At 45.6% G+C, this 22,283-nt stretch carries 14 protein-coding genes and 4 pseudogenes; 11 read left to right on the top strand and 7 right to left on the bottom strand.

The features are described 5' to 3' along the window. The first annotated feature begins 158 nt into the window (after nt 1-158). The 3 genes and pseudogenes from ACTWJ7_RS20870 to ACTWJ7_RS20860 all read left to right on the top strand — a co-directional run bounded on the left by ACTWJ7_RS20870 (nt 159) and on the right by ACTWJ7_RS20860 (nt 3,826). Nucleotides 159-1,375: pseudogene (locus ACTWJ7_RS20870) on the top strand (MFS transporter). A gap of 318 nt (nt 1,376-1,693) precedes the next feature. Then, nucleotides 1,694-2,281: a TetR/AcrR family transcriptional regulator gene (locus ACTWJ7_RS20865; protein ID WP_079344325.1), complete on the top strand. Its 588-nt coding sequence runs from the start codon at nt 1,694-1,696 to the stop codon at nt 2,279-2,281. Nucleotides 2,282-2,344: 63 nt separating this feature from the next. After that, nucleotides 2,345-3,826 (top strand): DHA2 family efflux MFS transporter permease subunit, encoded by a 1,482-nt coding sequence (locus ACTWJ7_RS20860; RefSeq protein ID WP_301879539.1) that lies wholly within the window; start codon nt 2,345-2,347, stop codon nt 3,824-3,826. Nucleotides 3,827-4,219: 393 nt separating this feature from the next. On the opposite strand, the gene ACTWJ7_RS20855 is transcribed toward ACTWJ7_RS20860, so the two are convergent. Next, nucleotides 4,220-5,200 carry an alpha/beta fold hydrolase gene (locus ACTWJ7_RS20855; protein ID WP_301878831.1) on the bottom strand — a complete coding sequence of 327 codons (981 nt, stop codon included), beginning with the start codon at nt 5,198-5,200 and terminating at the stop codon, nt 4,220-4,222. Between the two features lie 323 nt (nt 5,201-5,523). Here ACTWJ7_RS20855 and ACTWJ7_RS20850 point away from each other — a divergent pair, with 323 nt between their 5' ends. Next, entirely contained in the window at nt 5,524-6,495 is a 972-nt protein-coding gene (locus ACTWJ7_RS20850) for an MBL fold metallo-hydrolase (protein ID WP_301878830.1), read from the top strand. 55 nt (nt 6,496-6,550) lie between these two features. On the opposite strand, the gene ACTWJ7_RS20845 is transcribed toward ACTWJ7_RS20850, so the two are convergent. Next, nucleotides 6,551-7,132 carry a LysE family transporter gene (locus ACTWJ7_RS20845; protein WP_301878829.1) on the bottom strand — a complete coding sequence of 194 codons (582 nt, stop codon included), beginning with the start codon at nt 7,130-7,132 and terminating at the stop codon, nt 6,551-6,553. 135 nt (nt 7,133-7,267) lie between these two features. Between ACTWJ7_RS20845 and ACTWJ7_RS20840 the strand changes: the two are divergent. Next, nucleotides 7,268-7,821, top strand: a pseudogene (locus ACTWJ7_RS20840) (helix-turn-helix domain-containing protein). 94 nt (nt 7,822-7,915) lie between these two features. Here the strand turns inward: ACTWJ7_RS20840 and ACTWJ7_RS20835 are convergent. From ACTWJ7_RS20835 to ACTWJ7_RS20825, 3 genes and pseudogenes are all read right to left on the bottom strand, one after another. After that, entirely contained in the window at nt 7,916-8,827 is a 912-nt protein-coding gene (locus ACTWJ7_RS20835; protein ID WP_443145841.1) for a LamG-like jellyroll fold domain-containing protein, read from the bottom strand. Beyond that, nucleotides 8,824-9,180: a lipocalin-like domain-containing protein gene (locus tag ACTWJ7_RS20830; protein ID WP_443146398.1), complete on the bottom strand. Its 357-nt coding sequence runs from the start codon at nt 9,178-9,180 to the stop codon at nt 8,824-8,826. The genes ACTWJ7_RS20835 and ACTWJ7_RS20830 overlap by 4 nt, the downstream gene beginning before the upstream one ends. A 291-nt stretch (nt 9,181-9,471) precedes the next feature. Next, nucleotides 9,472-10,328: pseudogene (locus ACTWJ7_RS20825) on the bottom strand (family 43 glycosylhydrolase); the annotation flags it as partial. A 388-nt stretch (nt 10,329-10,716) separates the two neighbouring features. Here ACTWJ7_RS20825 and ACTWJ7_RS20820 point away from each other — a divergent pair. Next, nucleotides 10,717-14,473: pseudogene (locus ACTWJ7_RS20820) on the top strand (alpha-L-arabinofuranosidase C-terminal domain-containing protein). Nucleotides 14,474-14,556: 83 nt separating this feature from the next. Here ACTWJ7_RS20820 and ACTWJ7_RS20815 read toward each other — a convergent pair. Both ACTWJ7_RS20815 and ACTWJ7_RS20810 read right to left on the bottom strand, forming a co-directional pair. Next, entirely contained in the window at nt 14,557-15,954 is a 1,398-nt protein-coding gene (locus tag ACTWJ7_RS20815) for a TrkH family potassium uptake protein (protein ID WP_301878825.1), read from the bottom strand. Next, nucleotides 15,938-16,603, bottom strand: coding sequence for a potassium channel family protein (locus tag ACTWJ7_RS20810; protein ID WP_301878824.1), 666 nt, complete (start codon nt 16,601-16,603; stop codon nt 15,938-15,940). The genes ACTWJ7_RS20815 and ACTWJ7_RS20810 overlap by 17 nt, the downstream gene beginning before the upstream one ends. Nucleotides 16,604-16,921: 318 nt before the next feature. Here ACTWJ7_RS20810 and ACTWJ7_RS20805 point away from each other — a divergent pair, with 318 nt between their 5' ends. The 5 genes from ACTWJ7_RS20805 to ACTWJ7_RS20785 all read left to right on the top strand — a co-directional run bounded on the left by ACTWJ7_RS20805 (nt 16,922) and on the right by ACTWJ7_RS20785 (nt 22,225). Then, nucleotides 16,922-17,827 carry an ABC transporter permease gene (locus tag ACTWJ7_RS20805; RefSeq protein WP_301878823.1) on the top strand — a complete coding sequence of 302 codons (906 nt, stop codon included), beginning with the start codon at nt 16,922-16,924 and terminating at the stop codon, nt 17,825-17,827. Nucleotides 17,828-17,842: 15 nt separating this feature from the next. After that, nucleotides 17,843-18,733, top strand: coding sequence for a carbohydrate ABC transporter permease (locus ACTWJ7_RS20800; protein WP_301878822.1), 891 nt, complete (start codon nt 17,843-17,845; stop codon nt 18,731-18,733). A 75-nt stretch (nt 18,734-18,808) separates the two neighbouring features. Continuing rightward, complete coding sequence (locus ACTWJ7_RS20795) at nt 18,809-20,293, top strand: sensor histidine kinase (protein ID WP_443145840.1); 1,485 nt, start codon at nt 18,809-18,811, stop codon at nt 20,291-20,293. 14 nt (nt 20,294-20,307) lie between these two features. After that, nucleotides 20,308-20,559 carry a sensor histidine kinase gene (locus ACTWJ7_RS20790; RefSeq protein WP_443145839.1) on the top strand — a complete coding sequence of 84 codons (252 nt, stop codon included), beginning with the start codon at nt 20,308-20,310 and terminating at the stop codon, nt 20,557-20,559. Nucleotides 20,560-20,563: 4 nt separating this feature from the next. Beyond that, nucleotides 20,564-22,225, top strand: a complete 1,662-nt coding sequence (locus ACTWJ7_RS20785; protein ID WP_301878818.1) for a response regulator transcription factor — start codon at nt 20,564-20,566, stop codon at nt 22,223-22,225. Nucleotides 22,226-22,283: the final 58 nt, after the last annotated feature.

The raw sequence follows: 22,283 nt of genomic DNA, 5'->3' as shown, positions 1-22,283 counted from the left end.
CTGTTTTAATTTGGGATGATACGATCTATTGACAAAGAATTTTCTTTAATGCAATATAAACATATAAATAAACATACTTTATAAAGTGTACGAATGAAATATTTTATACAGTAATATCAGAATTGTTTTTCATTTTATATGCAGGGAAGGGATTTATTATGGCAACTTGGTTTCTTATCATCATCTACCTGGCGTTTATCAGTTTGGGGATTCCTGACTCCTTGCTAGGTTCAGCCTGGCCAGTGATGTGGCCTGAACTTGGGGCTTCGTTTGGGTCGGCAGGAATTCTATCCATGGTTGTTGCAGGGGGAACGATCGTTTCAAGCTTGGCAAGCGGAACGGTTATTCAAAAATGGGGAACAGGCAAGGTTACACTAATTAGCTGTTGTCTGACAGCCGGAGCACTCCTTGGATTTTCCTTTGCCCCTTCATTGGTATGGCTCGTCATTCTTGCCATTCCTCTGGGTCTTGGGCCGGAGCCGTTGATGCTGCGTTGAATCATTATGTCGCAGAGCACTACAAAGCACACCATATGAACTGGCTGCATTGTTTCTGGGGTGTGGGCGCGACGACGGGGCCTATCATTATGTCGTATTATATTGCAGATCAACATTCCTGGAGAAACGGATATACAGCTGTAGCCATCGTCCAGTTTTGTCTCGTCATTATTTTGTTTGCGACGTTGCCTTTGTGGAAGCGTGTTGCTGCTAGTCGTGAACGTGCGAGGCCGATAAACGAATCAGATCATGTGCAAACGGAAAACACATTTCTACAAAGTGAGAACAAACCTGAACGGAATGTATTGAAGATTAAGGGAGTCAAAAACTCACTGATCGCATTTCTGTTTTATTGTGGCGTGGAAACAACGGTGGGGTTATGGGGAGCCAGCTATCTGGTAGGCGCAAGAAACATCACGGCAGAAACGGCTGCGGGATGGATCTCCTTATACTACGGTGGCATTACGATTGGCAGGCTGATTACAGGCTTTATCACGTTGAAAATTAAAAATCGGGTGTTAATTCTGGCGGGTCAAGTGACCGCCATTGTGGGTGGAATCATTTTATTACTTCCATTATCGATTTCGTTTGCACTGGCTGGATTTATGCTGATTGGTTTGGGACTTGCACCCATCTATCCCGGACTTCTACATGAAACTCCAGCCCGATTCGGCAAAGCGAATTCTGCCCGATTAATGGGATACCAGATGGCACTGGCATACACAGGAACCACATTGCTTCCTCCGCTTTTTGGCGTCCTTGCTGCAAAAACCAATATCGGCTTTTTCCCGCTGGTTGTACTTGTATTCCTTATCTTGATGCTGGCCAGCTCAGAGCAAGTGAATCGTATTTTGAGAAAGAGGATTCTGAATGGATAGATAAAAAAAGGGAGTGCTTATCATGCTATCATTAATATTGTTATGCTTGATCGTATATGTGGGGGCGTATGCATGTCTGGCTGCGTCCAAGCAGCCTATGGATGTAAAACCTGTGCGGTCGTTCGATGATTTCTTCGAGTAAGGGATACAATATTCCATATAATGAATAAAAAAAGCGGGAGCAATTCTCGCTTTTTTATTTTGCTAATCTATAGCGCTTTCATCAGAATGGGCTCAAATATTAGGTTGACAGTATTTTTCGAAACGGTTTTAATTATATAGACCGATTGTTATAATTCATTGAAGGATGTGGCTTTATTGAGTGAAAAGTCTAGTGCTAGAGAACTCATCGTCAGCACTGCAGCCAGACTGTTTTTTTCACAAGGATATCATGCGACCGGTCTAAATCAGATTATTAAGGAGAGCAGTACGCCAAAAGGCTCGTTATATCATTATTTCCCACATGGCAAAGAAGAGCTCGCTCATGAGTGCATTCAAAAAGCCAATGAAAACATTCTGCAGAAGTTTGAAGAAACATTTGCAGCCCATGACAATACGGGGGATGCCATTCAGCAATTTATCCATGACTTAGCGGTTGAAACAGAGGCGGCAGGTTTTACGGGCTTTCTTCCATTTAGTTTCTGGGCAGCCGTGGAGACCTCCTGTATCAGTCAGCAATTGCGAATTGCCTGTCAGGATGTGTTTGCAGGTTGGCAGCAAATGATTACGAAACATCTGATTTTGGATGGCATAGGTGAAGAGAAAGCACAAGAGATGGGACTTCTGGTCATTTCCTTAATGGAGGGAGCATTGATTATCAGCCTGACCAACCAGGACAAAAAGCCTTTGCTGACGGCTGCTGATTATTTGTCTGTTGTGGCAAAGAATGCAAGAGAGAAGCAATAAGCTTCGTAAAGAGAAATAGAAATCGTCAGAATGTTTGAGGAGGATGGGATTGTGGAGGCTTCCATGAAAGCTGGTTCTGTACAGGATCAACAAGAAACAAAACAATATAAAGTATTTCCGATTTTATTCGCCATGCTGCTCAGCGGCTTTATTGGACTGTTTGGTGAAACAGCTCTGAATGTGGCATTGACACCGCTTATGGGCTTGCTCGAAGTTGGGCCTACTACGATCCAATGGTTAACGACAGGTTATCTGCTCGTTTTGGGTATTTTGGTGCCGGTTTCCGGTATGCTGTTGCAATGGTTTTCGACGAGACAGTTGTTCACAACTTCTCTGATTTTTTCGATTGCAGGAACGCTTGTTGCTGCTATTGCACCGAGCTTTGAAATTTTGTTGGTGGCACGGGTATTACAAGCTGTAGGTACAGCTCTGTTACTGCCACTAATGTTCAACACCATATTGGTTATCTTCCCGATTGAAAAGCGTGGCGCTGCCATGGGCTTGATCGGTTTGGTTATCATGTTTGCGCCAGCAAGTGGTCCGAGTATCTCGGGTCTGATTCTGGCAAATCTGAGCTGGCATTGGATTTTCTGGATCTCCTTGCCGTTCTTCATTATCTCATTGGTATGTGGCTTGCTGTTCTTACCGAATATATCGAAATTGACCAAGCCCAAAATTGATGTTCTTTCCATTGTACTTTCGACACTGGGCTTTGGTGGAATCGTGTACGGATTCAGTAGTGCTGGAGGACATGGGGAAAGTGGCGGTGGCTGGACCAGTCCTATCGTTGTAGCCACACTGATTATTGGCGTGTTATCTTTGCTGCTGTTCAGCATCCGTCAATTGAGAATGAAACAGCCGATGATGGATCTGCGAACGTTCAAGTATCCAATGTTTACGATTGGCTTGATTCTGATCTTCCTTTGTATGATGATGCTGTTGTCATCCATGCTGATTCTGCCGATGTATCTGCAACAAGGTATGGCGGTTACGCCATTGACTGCCGGTCTGGTTCTGCTGCCGGGCAGCTTGCTGAATGGATTTTTGTCCCCGGTTATGGGGCGTCTGTTCGACAAGTTCGGTCCGAAGTGGCTTGTGATTATTGGTCTGGCGATCACTGCGATTGTACTCTTCATGTACACGGGAATCACTCCGACTACAACACTGAGCAAGATTATTACGATGCACGTGTTCATGATGATCGGAATTTCAATGATCATGATGCCTGCACAAACCAACGGTTTGAATCAATTGCCACCTGATTTCTACCCTCACGGGACCGCGATTATGAATACATTACAGCAGGTATCGGGAGCTATTGGTACAGCTGTTGCGGTGAGTATACTGAGCGCAGGAACGACCCGCTTCTTGAGCGGTGTGACGAATCCTGAGAGCCCAGAGAATCAGTTGGCAGGTTTCACATCCGGTGTACAAAATGCATTTGTTTTCGCACTGATTCTCGCTGTAATTGGACTGATCATCTCACTGTTCCTGAAGCGAGTTAAGGTGGGTTCTCAGCAGGAACAACAAGGTCCTATGCATTAATTGAACGGCATATAAAAGTAACGAACGATGCTCTCCCTTCAAAAGGGGGGCATCGTTTTTTGTACCTTGACATGAAACGGGTTCCATCCATTAGATTGAAAATAGACCTGCTAAGGTAAATCAAATAAATCTTGAGAGATCATTCGAAAAATGGAGCGGATATACGGCGGTGATGGAACTGAGCTGGAAGAGCTCATGCATTATTTTGATCGACACGGTCTTACGAGCACGGAGGTTCAGGAGGCATTGGCGCATTTTAGATCACAAACACCGAGGATGGCAAAAGCACAGTGAGACCTCTAACACAATAAAACCCTGACGATTACCAGAATCGTTAGGGTTTTATTTGGCATGAATTGGTTGGTTTGGTAGTTCAGCGTTTATTCAGGGAATCTACTTCTTAACCAGTTCCAATATTTCATTGGCGACAAGGTCCGGGTGATATTGATGGATATAATGCTCGGTATCCTTAACGGTTACATGCTTGGAGTGTTCCGACCAGGACGTAAATTCAGCTTGAGTTTTATCCCATATAGGCTCACTGGCTCCGAAGTAATCTGCTGTCAGTATGGTAAGTGGAAACGGGAAGGGCTTTTTGTTGTCGACAACAACCTTGGCATTGGCTGTCATTTCACGTAACTCATCCACGGTGTTGGCATTCCCATAGTTAAGCAGCAGGGCCGTTGTATCGATCTTCTTCAGTTCATCAGGCACAAACTTCAGACCGTTTCGATTGGCATTGGAGGCTTCCACGACTGCGTCAGATTGTAAGGACAAGCGGAGCAGCCCCGTATGAATCCGGAATTGGTTCATGAAGCCACCAATCACACTTGCCATATCGTCAGTGTCATTGGCGTAATATTCCGGACTTCCCCCATCCAACATGACAATACCTTGTACTTCATCCGGATACTTTTGAGCAAACCGGAGTGTTTCAAGCGATCCAAGGGAGTGACCTACCAGGACGTATGGTGGCTTTTGCCCAGATACCTCTAATAACTCGTGCAATTCATCTGCCACAGTATCGACATCGCGTTTCTTATCGGTCCTATCGCTATAACCATAGCCAAAGCGATCGTAAACCGCGAATTTCGTGTAAGGTGCAAGCTTTTCATAAAGCGGATAATAGTCTACATAAGGATCAGCAGTACCCCATCCGGATGCAAGGACGACCGTTGTATCTCCCTGACCACCCGTATATAAATGCATATTGTCACCATGCACGCTGTACAGCTTGCCAGGAGGAATGAATGTTTTTGCATCCTGCCGTGCACTCACTTGTTGGTAGATTACGCCTGTCCCCAAAAGGAGGAGAATCGCAACAACTCCGAATATAAACGTTTTAAATAATCTTCTGCGCCATTTTTTCATCATCTCTCACATACTCTCTGCTGTATTTTCTCTATTATATATGCCCAGTCTTATTGGAGAGAAAACAGAGTCTTAATTCCACCTTAATTATGTTTAACCAGGAGATGAATCAACATGGGTTAGTGCTATAGTCCTGTGAGATGTTCGTCGCTGGGCTGTAAAATCTTCGACCTGATTAGGGTTAATTGAAGTTCAAATTCAGATAACCGAAGGCGAAATTGATTATAAACGAACAATGATTTAATATAAAGCAATATTACTCCTGTTATACTCAAGATTGAATGATGGATTGAATGATTGATTTTAGAGAACAGAAGGTATGAATAATGACAAAATACGAAAATCAGATTCCAACAGCCGCAGGTATGAGCTTCAGCTCCCTTGTAAGCATGTTAAGGGATTCCATGCGGAGAAATATAGAGCGGAGACCAGCGAGCAGCATTCCCGTGGAGAAATATGAACCAGCGGAATCATTAAACATATCCGATAACCCACAGGTGACATGGTTCGGACACTCGGCTTTTCTGCTTGAGATTGAAGGACACCGATTGCTCTTTGATCCAATGCTCGGCAACCGTCCATCTCCTGTATCCTGGGCGGGTACGAAACGATACAACACTAACCTGCCGATTCAACCTGAGGATTTTCCAGTCTTGGATGCGATCATTATATCGCATGACCATTATGATCATCTGGACTACTCTTCCATCCGCAGATTAAAGAATAAAACAGAGCGGTTTATTGTCCCGCTTGGCGTGCGTCGACGACTAATTCAACTGGGTGTGCCTTCGGAACAGATTACTGAACATAACTGGTGGGATAAGCTGTCCTTCAAGGGTTTGACATTTGCCTGTACGCCTGCACGGCATTTCTCGGGTAGAGGATTGCTGGATCGCAATTCTACATTATGGTGTTCGTGGGTCATTGCCGGACAGGAAACGAAGGTTTTCTTTAGCGGTGATAGCGGCTACGGTCCTCATTTCAAGGAAATCGGTAGTAAGTATGGACCCTTTGACCTGACTCTGATGGAATGCGGCCAATATGACGAGCGTTGGTCCAACATTCATATGATGCCGGAAGAAACGGTGCAGGCTCACTTGGATGTCAAGGGAGGACTGCTCATCCCTATTCATTGGGCCGCTTTTACATTGGCCTATCATGCATGGAACGAGCCGGTTGAACGGATTACCAAGGCTGCACATGCATTGAATGTCGACATTGCAACACCCAAAATCGGTGAGAAGGTTGTGCTGCATTCGGAGACTTACCCGAGCCAACCGTGGTGGAGATCGAACTGAGGTTGGTAGAAAAAGCGTTCCCTCATCGGATGAGAGGACGCTTTTTTTTTTGTATTTATAATAGAATCGATAGGGCGCTGCAGATGAGCAAAACGCCCATCACCATATTAAAAGGACGTTCATATTTCAATAAAAAACTTTGGAATAACACACCACATAACCCCCACGTCATATTCGCACTAACACCTATGATGGTGAGAAGCAACGAAAAAACGATAATATGGACATGTGACTGCCCAAGAGGCATGACAAATACGGAGATAGCCGTAAGACCATACAGAATGACTTTGGGATTGATGAATTGCAGGGTAAAGCCAAAGAGAAATGAAAAACGATTCACCTTGGGATCTTTGGCACTCGTAGGTTTACTTCGCATAATTTTAATTGCCAAATAGATCATGTATACACATCCCAACACGTTCAGGGCTGGTTTGATCCTTGGGATGTATTGATGCAGAATAAGGTTGAAATAACTGGACAGAACCATAATAAGCAGGCAGCCGGCTGCAACGCCACCAATAAACGGAAGGGTTTTTCTGAATCCTTCGTTTCTTGCGTGGGTCATGGCAATGATGTTGTTGGGACCCGGTGTGAATGAAGCCACGATTGCGTACGTGAGTAACGGTATAATATTCATAAGTCCTCCACAATTGATTCTCGGTGTATGTTATATTTAGTTGAAATGTACGTTATAACGTACGATCTTTATAATTGTACATTATGTGCTCTATAAAGCACAATTTAATCTTTTAAAAACAGAGGTGACTTTATATTGAAAAACATTAATGTTGTTCTTGCGCAAAATTTGAAACAGCTCAGGGAGCAAAGAAAGCTTAGTCTGGACAAGGTTGCCGAGTTGTCTGGAATTAGCAAGACGATGCTTGGTCAAATTGAACGGGGGAATCGAACCCTACAATTGCTACTGTATGGAAGATTGCGAACGGTCTGAAAATATCATTTACCGCCTTGATCCACGAGCCGAAGTCGGACACCACAGTCGTAACGGGCAGTGATATTCAAGCATTGATGGAGAATGAGGGCAAGATTCGGATTTATCCGCATTTTACTTTTGAAGAAGGGCGCCGTTTTGAAATGTACGTTATGGAGATGGATGCGGAGTCTTCTTTGAATGCTGAACCGCATATCGATGGGGCAGAGGAATTTATTACGGTTTTTGAAGGGGAAGTTACAATTCGGGTTGGGGAGGAGGATTATACGGTAAAACAAGGGGAGTCGATCCGTTTTCGCGCGGACAAGCCTCATGCCTATAAGAATTCGGGTGCCTCTGCGAACAAGTTAAGCATGGTCATCCATTATTCAAAATGAAATGAAACAGAACGCCAATAAGCAGTCTGTAAACTCGGCTACTGTATTGGGCGTTCTGTTATAGATTTAACTCCAGCGGCAAGGTTGCTGCTGATTAAGGCTTTTCTTTTGCCTGGCGCTGAATTTCCGTGGAGGTTAACGCTTTATCATATACTTTTACGTTATCCATCGAGCCTTTATAGAAGGGATCGGCTGTATAACGGCTTTTGCCCAAATAAGCTTCCGTCACTTGAAGATCCTTCGGGTTAAACGTAATTTCGGTGCTGCTTGCCACAGCTTTTCCGTTCACATACAGAGTACCTGTATCTCCCTGAAGGGTGACAGCGACATGTACCCATTGATTGGAGGGCAGCGGTTCAGCAGCAATGAGGCTCTGATCCCGTCTCTGGTCATGGATGGTGAATTGCAGAGCTCCTGTATGCTGTGCGGGGGTAAGGAACATATGTCTGGTCAGGCCATTTCCAAAATCGAAAATTCGCTGCCAGGCTCCGCCACCACTCCAGTTGACCCATGCACTAAAGGTGAAATCCGTCGTATCTGTGATGATTCCGGGCAGCTGGATATAGCTGTCTGTTCCATTGAAGGCGGCAGCCTGATTTTTGCTGTTAACCGCAGAAGTCGTCACATTAAAGGGTTGGCCGTGATATTCATTTTTGCTGGAATCCTGTGCGATTTTTGCAAGTTTCATTTGATCAAACGTATATTCTCCAAGCAGTGGACTCACCGCTTGTTGTGGAATGGTAACATTAAACGTTTTGGAGCTCACCGCGCTTCCTTTGCGGATCGTTGCCGTCAATGCCACCTTGGCATCTCCCTTGCCAATACGAGGGCGATTCACTACCCCTGTAGCAGAGAGGGCAGAGGCGTTGGAGGACTTCCAAGTAATCTCTGAATCGCGTGTTCCCTTGGTGGGGAGGGACAGGTTAAAGAATATGTTCCCCGTGTCGCCGATGTTCAGGTCCTTTTTGACCGCATTAACAATATCCTGATCCTTCATTGCAGTCATCTGACTCCCCAGATGGCCACACCAGAGGAGGAGAGCGCGCTAAAGGTCAGAACCGTCTTCTGGGAATCCGGCTCCCATTCATGCGTGAAAACGCCATTATATACGACGTTATTTGATGTGATTTGCACCTGATTGTCTGCTTCAAGAGTCCATGTTCCCGTTACGGCACCATTAATCTGCCCATCTGCTGTGAACTGGACGGATTGCGATGATTTGATCTCAGCCGTGATTTCCTTCCCGTGATTCACCCATCGGTACTGTCCAGCAATATCCTGGGTTGTCAGATGGTCAGTATCCTCTTCTAAAGCTGCATAGCGATAGGGAGAAACGACAGGCCATTCTTCCGAATTCATATGCATCTCATGTACGCGGACTTCATGCTCTTCGCCGCGACCCGGAAAGCGGGAATGGAAAATCAGAAATTGTTTTCCGGTTTCTGCGTCATAATAGGCGGAGTTATGACCTGGTGATACATAGCCGATACCCTGACCAGTGCCGGGATCACCGATCTGTCTTTGAAAGAGGAAGTTCCCTAGTAATTTCACGCCAAAAGGCTCGATCGAGCGGTCATCAAACAAGGGTTTGTCCTTGTCCGCCTTGACGTTGATCATATCGTTTCCTTCGGCATCAAGGAAAGGGCCATCCGGCGTTTTGGATCGAGCTACACGAATGTTATATCCCCCGTCAGCACCCAATCCGCCATAAGAAAGATACAGATAATAATAGTCGGTTTCGGGATTATAGAGCATATAAGGAGCTTCAATTCGGCTGTGATTGCCTCCGGTCAGTTTTTTGCCATACCCCTGATTAGGGAGTGGTTTTCCCGACGTTTTGTCCATTTCCAGAATGAAAATCCCCCCGGAATAGGAACCGTAAACCATCCATAATTTTCCGTTTTTATCGAAAAACACATCAGGGTCGACCACATTCGGATGGATCGTTGCATCGTATATGGTGCCATCCTCACTGATCTGATCCCACATGCCGGATTTCAGCAGAATGCCCTGATCCTTATAAGGCCCTTCAATGTTGTCTGCGACAGCAACGCCTAATGCAGAGCGGGAGAGTCTCCTTTGCACGCATTGTAATACATATAAAATTTGCCGTCCTCCAGCTGAATGACGTCTGCTGCCCATAACGTATCGGTCTGCGCCCATACTAGGGCTTCTGCGAATTCCTTGGTTACATTGGGCACAACAGGATTATCATCCGTAACCCCGGAGGCGACCGAATCCCATTTCATCAAATCCTTGGATTTGGCTACCTGGAGATGTGAGCCGAAAATATAAAAGGTATCACCGACCTTAATAACGGAAGGGTCATGAACGGAAACATTTCTGAATGATGGAGCCGTATTCTCAATGGATGTGGAAACTTGCGATTTGGAACTGTCTGCCCCTGGACTGTCCGCCAATACGGACACGGGTGCCAAAGCTGTTGCCGTAAGTAATGCAGTGCTCAGTAAAGAAATGTTAAGTACGCTTACCCAATAACGTTTCATACGTTTCCCCTTTCCCAATACCTGAAATGAAAAATCAACCTATTCACTGCCGCAAACGTTATATGGCCGGACAGTCCTCCTTTTCGATAATATTAAATATCAAGCGCTTTCATTTGTTATATTATCAATCAGTTTATATATTTGTAAACCATAAATATTATCGTTAGAGTGTCTTTATGATTGAGAGGGAGATAAGCAAAAAGATGGATTGATTCGTATGAATTCCTGTACTACGTTGGACTTTCTGTAATTTTGGGATTGAAATCATGACTCGGAATAAGATACTATACGATTAGATCAGTTGTTTATATAATTATTAATCAATTTACATTTATACGAATTAAAGAAAGACATCTACGATAATTTACGTTACATAGGAGGAATGAACATGACTACATTTCACAATCAACTCATCGCACACTACAAGTTTGAAGATGCAGCCGAGATCGGCAAGGATAGCTCAGGGAACGGACACAATGGAACAGCCTCAGGAGAAAAACTACCCAGCATTTCCGAAGTAAATGGCAGATGGGCGGTGACTTTTACCGGAGGATCGAACGGAACATCCTATTTGGAGCTGCCTTCGAATTTGCTGCAAGATGTAAGCGATAACACCGGTGTGACTGTTTCGGCATGGGTCCATTTGGGCAAAGGTTCGAATGTGTGGGAGCGAATTTTCGACTTCGGCAATGGCGAGAAGGGCCCCTATTTATTTCTGACTCGTCAGATGAGAGGTACGTTATATGCAGGAGATGATTTGGTTGTAGACCCGGGACGCGGATTTGCCAGTGGGGAATGGATGCATATTGCCTTGTCGGTGGCAGGCAGTCAAGGCGGCACACGCAGCAGCGCAGGTCCGGTTGTATATGTGAATGGGGAGATGGTGGCGGATGGCTCCATCAGCCAGACGTCCAGCGGCAATTATGCCAAGCTGCGCAGATGGTTTGATTCGTTCGTGGACCCTGTGAACTATAGCCGTAATTATATTGGACGTTCTCAGTACCCGGCAGATGTGGACTTTGCGGGATCACTATCTGATTTTCGGATATATCAGGCGGCTCTATCCATGGATGAAGTCATTGAGGTGATGTGCGAGTCCCTGACCGATGAAGAGATTGTGCAGCTTGCCGGAGATAAATATTTGTCTGCTCCAGCCCGGATTATTACCAAAGATGTGTCACTGCCTATAGATTTGCTAGGGGGAAAGGTGAACGTTCAATGGAGTTCAAGTCAGCCTGAAGTTCTGTCAGCGAATGGAGTAATTCAATCTCTGAGCTCTGCACAGGGAGTTCGTTTGAATGCACTTTTGACCAAGGGTGGAAGTACGTCAAACAAAAGTTTTGATGTCTCTGTTGTTCCAGAGCACCTCCCGCCTTATACCGTTACGATTCACGGGGATCAACGTGTAGCGGATATTAGCGAAGTAATGTACGGCCTCTTCTACGAGGACATTAACAATGCGGCAGACGGGGAATCTATGCAGAGCTTGTTCAGAACCGCTCGTTTGAATCCTTTGCATTCGATACATACTCGCATGACTCAGGGGAATGTGGTTGTTCGACAGGTCGGAACCGTGATCCGTTGTATGCTTGGTCCGGAGATACCGACAAAATGATCGTGCAGCAGACCGATGGATTAAACACTCATTTTAACGTGGAAGACCCGGAAGTGAATGCTTATTATGTAACGGTTCAGGCTGGTGCGACGATTCGTAATCGCGGCTTCTCGGATTCCAACCAACATTGTGCCATGTCCATTAAGAAGGGTAAGGCGTATGATTTTACTGTCTGGGCCAAGGCAGTATCCGCAGGAACGATTACGATTCAATTGCAGGATGGGAACGGCGATGCCATCAGTGATTCAGTTGCGCTGCAAGTGGAAGGTGGTAACACATGGAGGAAGTACGGAATCCCGAATTCGAACGTGACCCTGACTGGAACGGAAACTGCGTTGGGGCAATTGGCTCTCACCTTCGAAGGGGACATTTCCATCGATATGGTATCGTTGATTCCGCAAGATGTATGGGGAGCCAATCCGAAAGAGCAGGGAATATCCGCGTCAGCGCATGCCAACTACACGGGTAATCCAAACTATCGACTCCGGAAAGACCTGGTTCAAGCGCTCGTCGATCTGCATCCAAAGTTTCTGCGTTTCCCGGGGGATGCATTTCGGAAGGTTCATTTATTTGGGACAATGTGTATGACTGGAAGGATTCGGTGGGACCGGTTGAACTTCGCAAGGAGAACTATAATGTCTGGGGTTACATGATGACGATGGGCCTCGGATACATGGAGTATTTCCAACTGGCTGAAGATTTGAATGCTGTTCCGGTTCCGGTCATGGCCTGTGGCGTTCTGTGCCAGGCGCGTTCGGATTATGCACACCCGGCAGGTGGCGCTTTGAGGGAGTATTATATCCGTAACTTTACAGACCTGATCGATTTTGCGCTCAGCACGGATATTGAACATAATGAATGGGCGGCCATACGGAGCAGCATGGGACATCCTGAGCCGTTCGATCTGCGTTATCTTGGCGTAGGTAATGAGAACTGGGGAACCGAATTTTTTGCGAACTTTGAAGTATTCAAGACGTCAATTGATGACTATATGAAGCGTAACTATCCTGATCATGAGCTGCACATCATTTCGACAGTCGGCGCTCAGGCAGACGATGATGCGTACCAGCAGGGATGGAAATTCCTGAGTGGCAATCTGACCGGATCAGCTCAAGTCGCTTTTGCAGATGGCAAAGAGGTGATTGAGGAGACGGTCACTTGGTATGAGAACCAGGACAACTATATGGATACCATTGCCGATGAACATTACTATCGTTCCAATGACTATCTGCTAAACAACGTGGATCGGTACAACTATTACGAGCGGGCGTATCACGAAGATGGCAGTATGGATTGGAAAGAGACATCTAAGGTATTTGTGGGAGAATATGCGTCAACGGATAAAAATACCTTGGCAGGTGCGGTTGCCGAAGCGGCGATCATGACCGGGTTTGAAAATAATGCGGACGTTGTTCGCCTGGCTGCCTATGCGCCACTATTTAACAAGGTACTAACAGACGGCACCTACCGCTGGACGCCGGACTGCATCTGGTTTGATGATGAGACGGTGTGGTACACACCGAATTACTATGTACAGCAGCTTTTTGCCAAGTACGTGGGCGATCAGGTGCTGAGCACTTCATTTTCAACATACAGCAAGGGTCAACCGATAGAGCTCATTCCGCGCGGCGGGATCGAGATTGCGACAGGTCATGCTGACATTGTGGTGAAACGTATTACGGTCACATCGAACCAGGATGGCAGGGTGCTGTTTACAGAAGATTTCAGGGAGCAGACAGCTCTGAATGTGGAGTGGAATCGGATTCCGGGATCGGCAGGATACACGCTGGAGACGGGAAAAGGGCTGATTTTAAAAGCGCAGGCAAGTGGTCTGAATGGGGTATATCTTCTGAACGATGAATGGACGAGTTATAAAGTTGAAGTTGAGATTCAGCGCACAGCGGGCGAGGATGGCTTCACCATCGGTGTGGGATTGACGGATATATCCCCTGAGAAAAAGGATGTCATTGAATACGCGATTGGATATGGCGGCAATGCAACGGGAGTCAAAGTATACAAACAAGGTATAGAAGGCTACACCCTGGGTGATTATTCTTCCAGTTCTGCAGCGGGAAATCTCCGGGCAGCCAACTATGAATCACTGGAGAACGACACGAATTATACGATTACGGTGAATTATGGTGGTGAAACAGGGAAAAATCTGATCTGCTCTTATACCGATGGTCACACTACCAGCCGAATTCTGGATTACAAGCTCGAAGCATACAACCGGGACGTATTCCATTCCGTTACGAGAGATGCACAGCATGTGTATGTGAAGCTGGTGAACGCAGATGGGGTGGATAAAGCAACTCAAATTCACCTTCAGGATCTGAACGTTGCCTCTGTTGCTAGAATGATAACACTTAGCGGCGATGAAGAATTGCTACATGTTCCCAACGTGAATCAGAAGAACGATGAGAAGATCGTTCCACAAGAACAAGTGATTCATCTACAGGAGGATTCGGTTGTGGTTCATCTGTCTGCGCATTCGGTGAATGTCCTGATCATGGAGCGTCTGTATAAATAATTAACAAAAATGCCCCTTTATCCAGACGTTAGGTCGTCTTAGATAAGGGGGCATTTTGAATAGAGTTAACAGGAGCCTATAGGTTAGCCAATAAGAACATGATCCTCGGCATAACCAATTTTGGACGTACGTTTCTTCTGGGCCAATGCAAAAGCGAGTGTTAAAGGTCCCAACCGACCTGCAAACATGGTGAAGATGACTAGAATTTTTCCAGTAGCACTCAGCTCACTTGTAAGGCCCATCGATAGTCCTGTAGTGCTAAAAGCAGAAGTCGCTTCAAACAGAACATCCAGAAAATGATTCTCAAGAATTCCTTCGGAGATGGACAGAAGTATGGAGATTCCTAGCACAAACGCCAGTGAACTCATGACAACAGCGAGTGCGCGCATAACGGTTTCTTCTGCTATTTTACGCTCAAAAGCATGTGTTTGCCCGCCGCCCCGAAATGTTTGAATGGTCACTAGAACAAGCACGACAAAGGTGTTAACTTTAATTCCTCCACCCGTCCCGCCGGAAGCGGCTCCAATAAACATCAGGATAATAATAAAAAATTGGGATGTTGCAAGCATGCTACCAATATCAATTGTATTGAAACCGGAGCTTCGAGGGGCAGTACCCTGAAATAGAGCAGCCCATATGCGTTCGCCATAAGATAAATCAGCAAACGTGGAAGGATTCCAACTTTCAAGTAAAAGGATGGTGATGAATCCAAACAAATATAGAGAAAAACTGCCGATTAATACAATCTTCGAATGCAGAGATAGCTTTCTCCATGATCGTTTGCGAAAAACATCCACAACCACAATGTAACCTAATCCGCCAATGATAAAGAGCGAAATGACCGTAAGATTGACTACCGGATCGCCAACAAAGGGGGAAAGGCTATTAGGCCATAAGGAGAAACCCGCATTGTTGAAAGCAGACACAGAGTGGAATATCGCGTAATAAAGAGCTTGTCCCCATCCGAGTTCACTATGCCATCGCAAAGTAAGAATCAATGTAGCCAAAGCTTCAAAAGCGAAGGCTATGAGCACAATATACATCGAAAGCTTAACCAGACCTTGAGCAGAAGATGTATTGGTGGCTTGTTGAATAAGGAGCCTCTGTTTCAATCCAATCCGTTTCCCCAGAATAATGGCGACCATTACACCTAGTGTCATGAACCCTAATCCGCCAACCTGAATCAGAATCATGATGATGACTTGTCCAAATGTAGAAAAGACACTCCCTGTATCCAAAACAATTAACCCATTTACACATATGGCAGAGGTTGCTGTAAACAAGGCATCAAGTAAACCGATAGATGTTCCGGTACTCGAAGATACCGGCAATACAAGTAATATGGCCCCGATCCAGATGAGAGCGAAGAAGATCATCATGATAAGTTGAGGAGGGCTCATATTATTTTTCAGTTTGTTTACAATCGATTCAACGATGGATAGAGCTGAAGTTCTCGGTACGCGTTTATTTCTTTTGCTCATAATCACTCTCCAGAATCCGAATGTCTTCGTTACTGCCGATTAGCAAGAGCTTGTCTCCCGTACGAACGGTGTCTTCTGCCCTTGGAGAGATATTCAGGTTACTCCCCGTTTTGATGGCGATAACAGTACATCCATATCCTGCCCGGATGTTGAGTTCTTGCAGCGTTTTCTGATTCATACTTTCAGGAGCTTTGATCTCGACCAGATTGTAGTCTGGAGACAATTCGATGGAATCAATAATGTTGTCTGAGCTAAGCTGATTCCCCAGCCTTGTGGCCATGTCACGTTCCGGGTAAACGATCTGATCGGCACCAATCTTGCTAAGCACACTGCCATGGTTATCATTTTTGGCCTTGGCTGTTACTTTGGGTACATTGAGTTCCTTCAATAACAGAGTGGTCAATATACTGGCTTGCAGATCTTCGCCGATTGCGACAATGGCGTGAGAGAAGTTGCTTGCTCCCAGCTCTTTGAGGACTGATTTGTCCGTACAATCCGCCTGTACAACATGGGTGGCTATTGTTGAAATTTCCTGAACCAGATTTTCATTCTTGTCTACTGCGAGCACTTCATGTCCATTGTTAATGAGCGTCCGTGTCAGGCTTGAACCGAATCGTCCAAGACCAAGTACGATAAACTGTTTTTTCATGTTATCCCTCATTTGTTATCAAAATAAATAATTGTCACCTCTAAATCTTAATAGGTAAATATTACGTACATAGGATTGTAAGGTTTCATATGTTCAGTATCAAACCAGGGTGGAATTACCAAATACACGATATATCTATACATATCTCAAAAGAGTTTATTTTAATTGCTTAAGAATAGAATTGCAACCGATGCGTTCCTTTTTAGTTGTATTGTTGGTCTGTAGACAATGGTCAACAAAAGATACCTAAAGTAAATAGCCTACACTATGGCTGATTCCTGACGGATTCTATAATGAATTTGAAGGAGGAGACAGCTCATGCGTTCCAACTACAAACAATTTATACGAAACGTTCCGCTTCATCTTATGATATTGCCTGGACTGATCATCATTATTGTATTCGGTTACATTCCGATGGCGGGACTCTCCATTGCCTTTCAGAATTTTTCTCCCATTGCCGGATTCAAAAATATGAATTGGGTCGGTTTGGACAATTTCAGGTACTTGTTCGATCTGCCTGGATTCGGGCAGGTCGTATGGAATACCGTATTTATTTCCGCCATGAAAATTGTGTCCGGTTTGGTCATTCCGGTGCTTGTGGCCTTATTGCTGAACGAGGTACGCAAAACAGGGTTTAAACGAACAATACAGACGGTCATCTATATGCCGCATTTCTTTTCATGGGTCATATTGGCCGGGATCATTGTGGATGTGCTCTCCCCTAGCACAGGAATCGTAAATATGCTGCTTAAGGCGATAGGGGTTGAACCTGTTCAGTTCCTGGCCAGCAACGAATGGTTTCCTTACATACTCGTCATTACGGACCAATGGAAAGAATTCGGATTTGGCACCATTATATACTTGGCCGCATTGACAAACATTGATAAATCCTTGTATGAAGCATCCGTAATGGATGGTGCGGGAAGATGGAAGCAGACATGGCATATTACGCTCCCCGGCATTCGTCCAATCGTAATACTGATGGTTACGCTAAGCCTTGGTAACGTACTGAATGGCGGCTTTGACCAAGTGTTCAATCTATATAATCCGCTCGTCTACGAATCGGGAGATATTCTCGATACAATGATCTATCGGATTGGTTTGCAGGATGCCCAGTACTCCGTATCCACCGCATTGGGCCTCATTAAATCAGCCGTTTCGTTCATCTTTATCGGGCTTGGATATTTCCTGGCCTATCGATTAGCCAATTATCGGATTTTCTAGAAAGGAGGCAAGAACATGCATCACGCTTCGAGAGCCTATCGATGGTTTCTGGGATTGAATTACGTCATCCTGACCCTTCTTGCCTTGCTGTGTCTGTTTCCTATTGTGAATATTCTGGCGATTTCGTTTAGTTCAAGTGATGCAGTCAAGGCGGGGAGTGTGACATTCTGGCCGGTGGACTTCACCCTGTCCTCCTATAAATACATTCTGGAGAATCAGCAGTTTCTAAATTCGTTCAGCACAAGTCTTCTCCGCGTTGTACTCGGGGTTGCGACCAATCTGGTCTTCACGATTCTTGTAGCCTATCCGCTCTCCAAAGAGGCAGCGAAGTTCCGTTCCAGAACGTTCTATGCGTGGATTTTTGTCTTCACCATGCTGTTCAGTGGGGGATTGATCCCCGGTTATCTTATCGTTAAGGAAGCAGGTTTGTTGGATTCAATCTGGGCCCTGATTTTGCCGGGTGCTGTTCCCATCTTTAATGTATTGCTTATGCTGAATTTCTTTCGAGGCTTGCCGAAGGAACTGGAAGAAGCAGCATGGATGGATGGCGCAGGCCATTTTCGCACACTATGGAGCATTTACCTTCCCATTTCATTGCCAAGTATTGCAACCATCACACTATTTGCCATGGTAGGACACTGGAACGCCTGGTTTGATGGCATGATCTACATGAAGAGTCCGGAAGGTTATCCGCTAGCAACGTATTTGCAATCGATGCTCCAGCAAGTGACGATGCTTCAAAGTGAGATGATGACCCTGGAGGACGCAACGCTGTTAAGCCAGGTGTCGGACAGAACGACTCAGGCATCCCAAATCTTTTTGTCCGTTATACCCATTCTGCTCGTGTATCCATTCCTGCAAAGGTATTTCGTCCATGGACTTGTTGTAGGCAGTGTAAAGGGATAAGATCGATGGAGGAAAGCCAATGGGAGGAGCCGATTTCCGGCTCCTTTTTGCCGTTGAGGAAAGGAGTGGAGGGAAATGAGATTTGCGGTGGGCACCTGGAAAAATGCATCCATTGTCGTCAAGCTGATGATAGCCTTTGTGCTTGTCATTCTGCCCCTGTATGGAATCAGCATTATGATCACACATACCAGCTCCAAGCAAATGCAGACAGAAGTGGAGAAGGCGCATGAATCAAAGCTGTATTTTTACCACAATCATCTGCAATTCGAACTGGAGCGAATGAGTGGGCTTGTGACCGAATTTTCGTTCGATGATACGATGTCCACGCTAAGTACACGAGCAGCGATCATGAGCAGGTATGAGGTGACTTCCAGTCTCAATAATATCCACAACAAGCTGGGTCAGATCATGGTAACGAGTCCCTATATCAGTGATGTTGTGTATTACGTACCGGCTCTGCATAAACGGGTCAGCGCAGTGGACGGAATTCGCAATGTGGAGGATGGCGAATGGAAGGATCTGCTGGCAACCATGGGAAATCTGAATGGTGAGCTGTCTTATTCGGATAACAATCTTTATTTTCTCAAAAGCAACCCGTACAACATGAATCATGAGGAACCGCCCAATTTCATATTAGGCATACGTTTGTCTGCTGAAGAATTGAAGCACAGATTGCAGCAGCTCGCGGAAACAGGGGGCAGTGATATTACGCTGAGCTTCGGAGAGCATCACAATGTGGTCATTTCTTCTTCTGATGAACCTGCATCGTCGGCACAATTGCAGCAGGTATCTCCAGAATCTCCGGTATCCATGCAGGTTACGAGGTTTCAATCCGATCCATTTCTGTACTATTCGCTTTATGATCCCGATCACTCATTCACGCTGACGGCCAGCATTCCTAATGATGTGCTCAAAGCTCCTCTGGAACAATACAACCTGTGGTTGTGGATGCTGACGCTTATTTCAATCGTTATTATTATGATCTTCTCCTTTTCGATCTACAGGTCCATTCACAAGCCGTTATCTGTGCTCATCCGCGGGTTCAGAATGGCGGAGCAGGGGCAGACAAGCATTCATATTCCTCAATCCAGACGGGACGAATTTGGTTATTTGTACTCTCGTTTCAATCACATGATAGAGCGCTTACACATTCTGATTGATGAAAATTATGTTGCCCGGATTCGAACCAGCGAGGCAGAACTTAAACATTTGCAGTCTCAGATTCAGCCTCACTTTTTATATAACAGCCTGTTCAGCATCAAGCAAATGGCCGAGGTAGAGAATGTTGAATTAATTCAGGAGTTTACCGATTATTTGGGACAATATTTCAGGTATATGTCCAGGGATTCTCATTCCGAGGTATCGCTCGGTGAAGAGATGGACCACGCCTTGGTCTATGCTTCAATTCAAAAAATCCGGTTTGGGTCAAGAGTCCAGCTGCAACTGGAGGAACTAAGCAGGGATTATCGAGGTATTTCCATTCCCCGGGTCATCATTCAGCCGATTGTGGAGAATGTCTTCGAGCATGCCCTTGCCAAACGCAGTCAGGGGGGACTCTGAAATTATCCTATCAAGTGGATCAAGACAAACTGTCCATTCGAATTGAGGATGATGGGGATCAGTTAACGGATGCAATCTTGAGCAATCTGCAAGCGTCCTTTCAAGAATCTGCGAATCAGAGATCAGGGAATGAAGAGATTACAGGGCTGATGAATGTGAATCAACGTTTACGAATCAAGTTTGGGACAGGCTATGGTCTTAGCGCGCAGCGCAGTGCGTTGGGCGGGCTATGCATGATTATAAATATTCCATGGAGACGGGAGTAGTCGTATGCAGCGAATGTTAATTGTAGATGATGAACCGGTTATTTTGGATGGACTCTATGCTTTCTTTCAAAAGGCGGATTTGCAGGATATGGAGATCATCAAGGCGTACTCGGCCTTTGAAGCAATCGAGTGGTTGAACTCCGTCAAAATTGATATCGTGCTTAGCGACATCTGTATGCCTGGCATGGATGGCATGGAGCTGATCGAGAAGATTATGGATCGGTGGCCACGATGCAAAGTTCTTTTGCTGACAGGTCATAACGAATTTGATTATGCGCATCAAGCGATACGCAACCCTTGTGTTGTGGATTACCTGTTAAAGACAGAGGGCATGAGTCATATCCGCGCTGCGGTAGAGCGGGCGTTAACACAAATTTCGGAGGAGAATGATTTCCGGTACCAGCACGCCTGGTTTCGCAGCAAGCTGCCCAGAGCGCTGCCTCAGCTACAAAGACAGTTGCTGCTGGATCTCCTAAAGCGAACGGAACGGCATGATATCGCCTCGCTTCAGGAAGAATTGGATGCTGTCCAGCTCCCCTTCATATCCGCTGAGTCTGTAATCCCGGTCATCATTCGGGTCGAGGAGTGGAACAACTATCAATCCCAGGCAGACCGGAGTTTAATTCGATATGCCGTTGCCAATGTTGCGGAGGAACTGCTTCAGGACAAGGCCAAGGTCAAAGCAATCGATCTGGATTATCAAGTCATTGCCTGCTTTGTTCAACCAATGGTTGAGTCTGTGAACAGCTTCCATGGATGCCGACAGGAGAAGTGGGAACAGACACTGCGTTTTGTCTATGGAACGCTGGAGTCTGTGCAGCAATCCTGTGCGGACTGCCTGAATCTGTCCGTCTCTATTATGGTGAGCGAGCAGGCAGTGCAGTGGATGGGGCTGAATCAGGCCATCGCGCAATTGCGCCTGTCTATTCATGAGGGCCCTGGACTCGGGATGGAGAAGCTGCTTCGTGTCAATGTGCAGCATGATTTGCCATACACCCCCAATATTTTGAATCAACAGAGTGTTGCAGCCCTTCATCTGGATCAGATCAAGCAGCGCGTTACAGCAGGTGATAGGGAGTGGATGGAGTCGTTTCACAAATGGACAGAGGCTTCAAAAGAAGGGCTTCAGGATCCATTCTTTCGAATGAAAATCTATACAGGAGCAGGCAGCGGGCTGATCGATCTTCTTCATGAACTGGGCTTGTACGAATCGGCGATGGAGGAAATAGCATTGTCTCGAATGCTTCATTTTGACATCCATACGGCTTGGTCTGATCTGGTGGTTTTCTATCAATCGGCATATGAATGGATCATCTCCAAACGGAGTGTTACACGCATTCATGATCAGTCGCAGATTCTTATTACTATTCATCATTATATCAAGCACCATCTGGAGGATGACCTTTCGTTAACCCGAATTGCACAGGAGGTTTCTCTCAATCCGTCATATCTGTCCCGTTGGTACAAGCGCATAACAGGCAAAGGCATATCCGACTATATCCATGACCGGCGCATTGAGCGCAGCAAGGAATTACTTCTCGGCTCGGCCTGCAAAATGCATGAAATATCTGCCAAGGTTGGATTTAGTGATCAGCATTATTTTTATCGATTCTTCAAAAAATCTACCGGCTGCACGCCTCAGGAATATCGGGATCAAAAAAGTTAGATCAAGTATGAAATGGTAAATCAAAGATACCAGATGTCAACGGGGTACACTCGAAGTG

It is taken from the genome of Paenibacillus sp. 1A_MP2 (assembly GCF_052244825.1).
Lineage (GTDB): Bacteria > Bacillota > Bacilli > Paenibacillales > Paenibacillaceae > Paenibacillus > Paenibacillus vandeheii.
Note: the sequence above shows the minus strand (reverse complement) of the source record. Positions and strands in the feature narration are given on the sequence as shown.

What these genes read in the sequence shown, in the direction of transcription:
- ACTWJ7_RS20860 (WP_301879539.1), top strand. Translation starts at nt 2,345, where the DNA reads ATGAAAGCTGGTTCTGTACAGGATCAACAAGAAACAAAACAATATAAA.
- ACTWJ7_RS20855 (WP_301878831.1), bottom strand. Translation starts at nt 5,200, where the DNA reads ATGATGAAAAAATGGCGCAGAAGATTATTTAAAACGTTTATATTCGGA.
- ACTWJ7_RS20850 (WP_301878830.1), top strand. Translation starts at nt 5,524, where the DNA reads ATGACAAAATACGAAAATCAGATTCCAACAGCCGCAGGTATGAGCTTC.
- ACTWJ7_RS20845 (WP_301878829.1), bottom strand. Translation starts at nt 7,132, where the DNA reads ATGAATATTATACCGTTACTCACGTACGCAATCGTGGCTTCATTCACA.
- ACTWJ7_RS20835 (WP_443145841.1), bottom strand. Translation starts at nt 8,827, where the DNA reads ATGACTGCAATGAAGGATCAGGATATTGTTAATGCGGTCAAAAAGGAC.
- ACTWJ7_RS20830 (WP_443146398.1), bottom strand. Translation starts at nt 9,180, where the DNA reads ATGAATTCGGAAGAATGGCCTGTCGTTTCTCCCTATCGCTATGCAGCT.
- ACTWJ7_RS20815 (WP_301878825.1), bottom strand. Translation starts at nt 15,954, where the DNA reads ATGAGCAAAAGAAATAAACGCGTACCGAGAACTTCAGCTCTATCCATC.
- ACTWJ7_RS20810 (WP_301878824.1), bottom strand. Translation starts at nt 16,603, where the DNA reads ATGAAAAAACAGTTTATCGTACTTGGTCTTGGACGATTCGGTTCAAGC.
- ACTWJ7_RS20805 (WP_301878823.1), top strand. Translation starts at nt 16,922, where the DNA reads ATGCGTTCCAACTACAAACAATTTATACGAAACGTTCCGCTTCATCTT.
- ACTWJ7_RS20800 (WP_301878822.1), top strand. Translation starts at nt 17,843, where the DNA reads ATGCATCACGCTTCGAGAGCCTATCGATGGTTTCTGGGATTGAATTAC.
- ACTWJ7_RS20795 (WP_443145840.1), top strand. Translation starts at nt 18,809, where the DNA reads ATGAGATTTGCGGTGGGCACCTGGAAAAATGCATCCATTGTCGTCAAG.
- ACTWJ7_RS20785 (WP_301878818.1), top strand. Translation starts at nt 20,564, where the DNA reads ATGCAGCGAATGTTAATTGTAGATGATGAACCGGTTATTTTGGATGGA.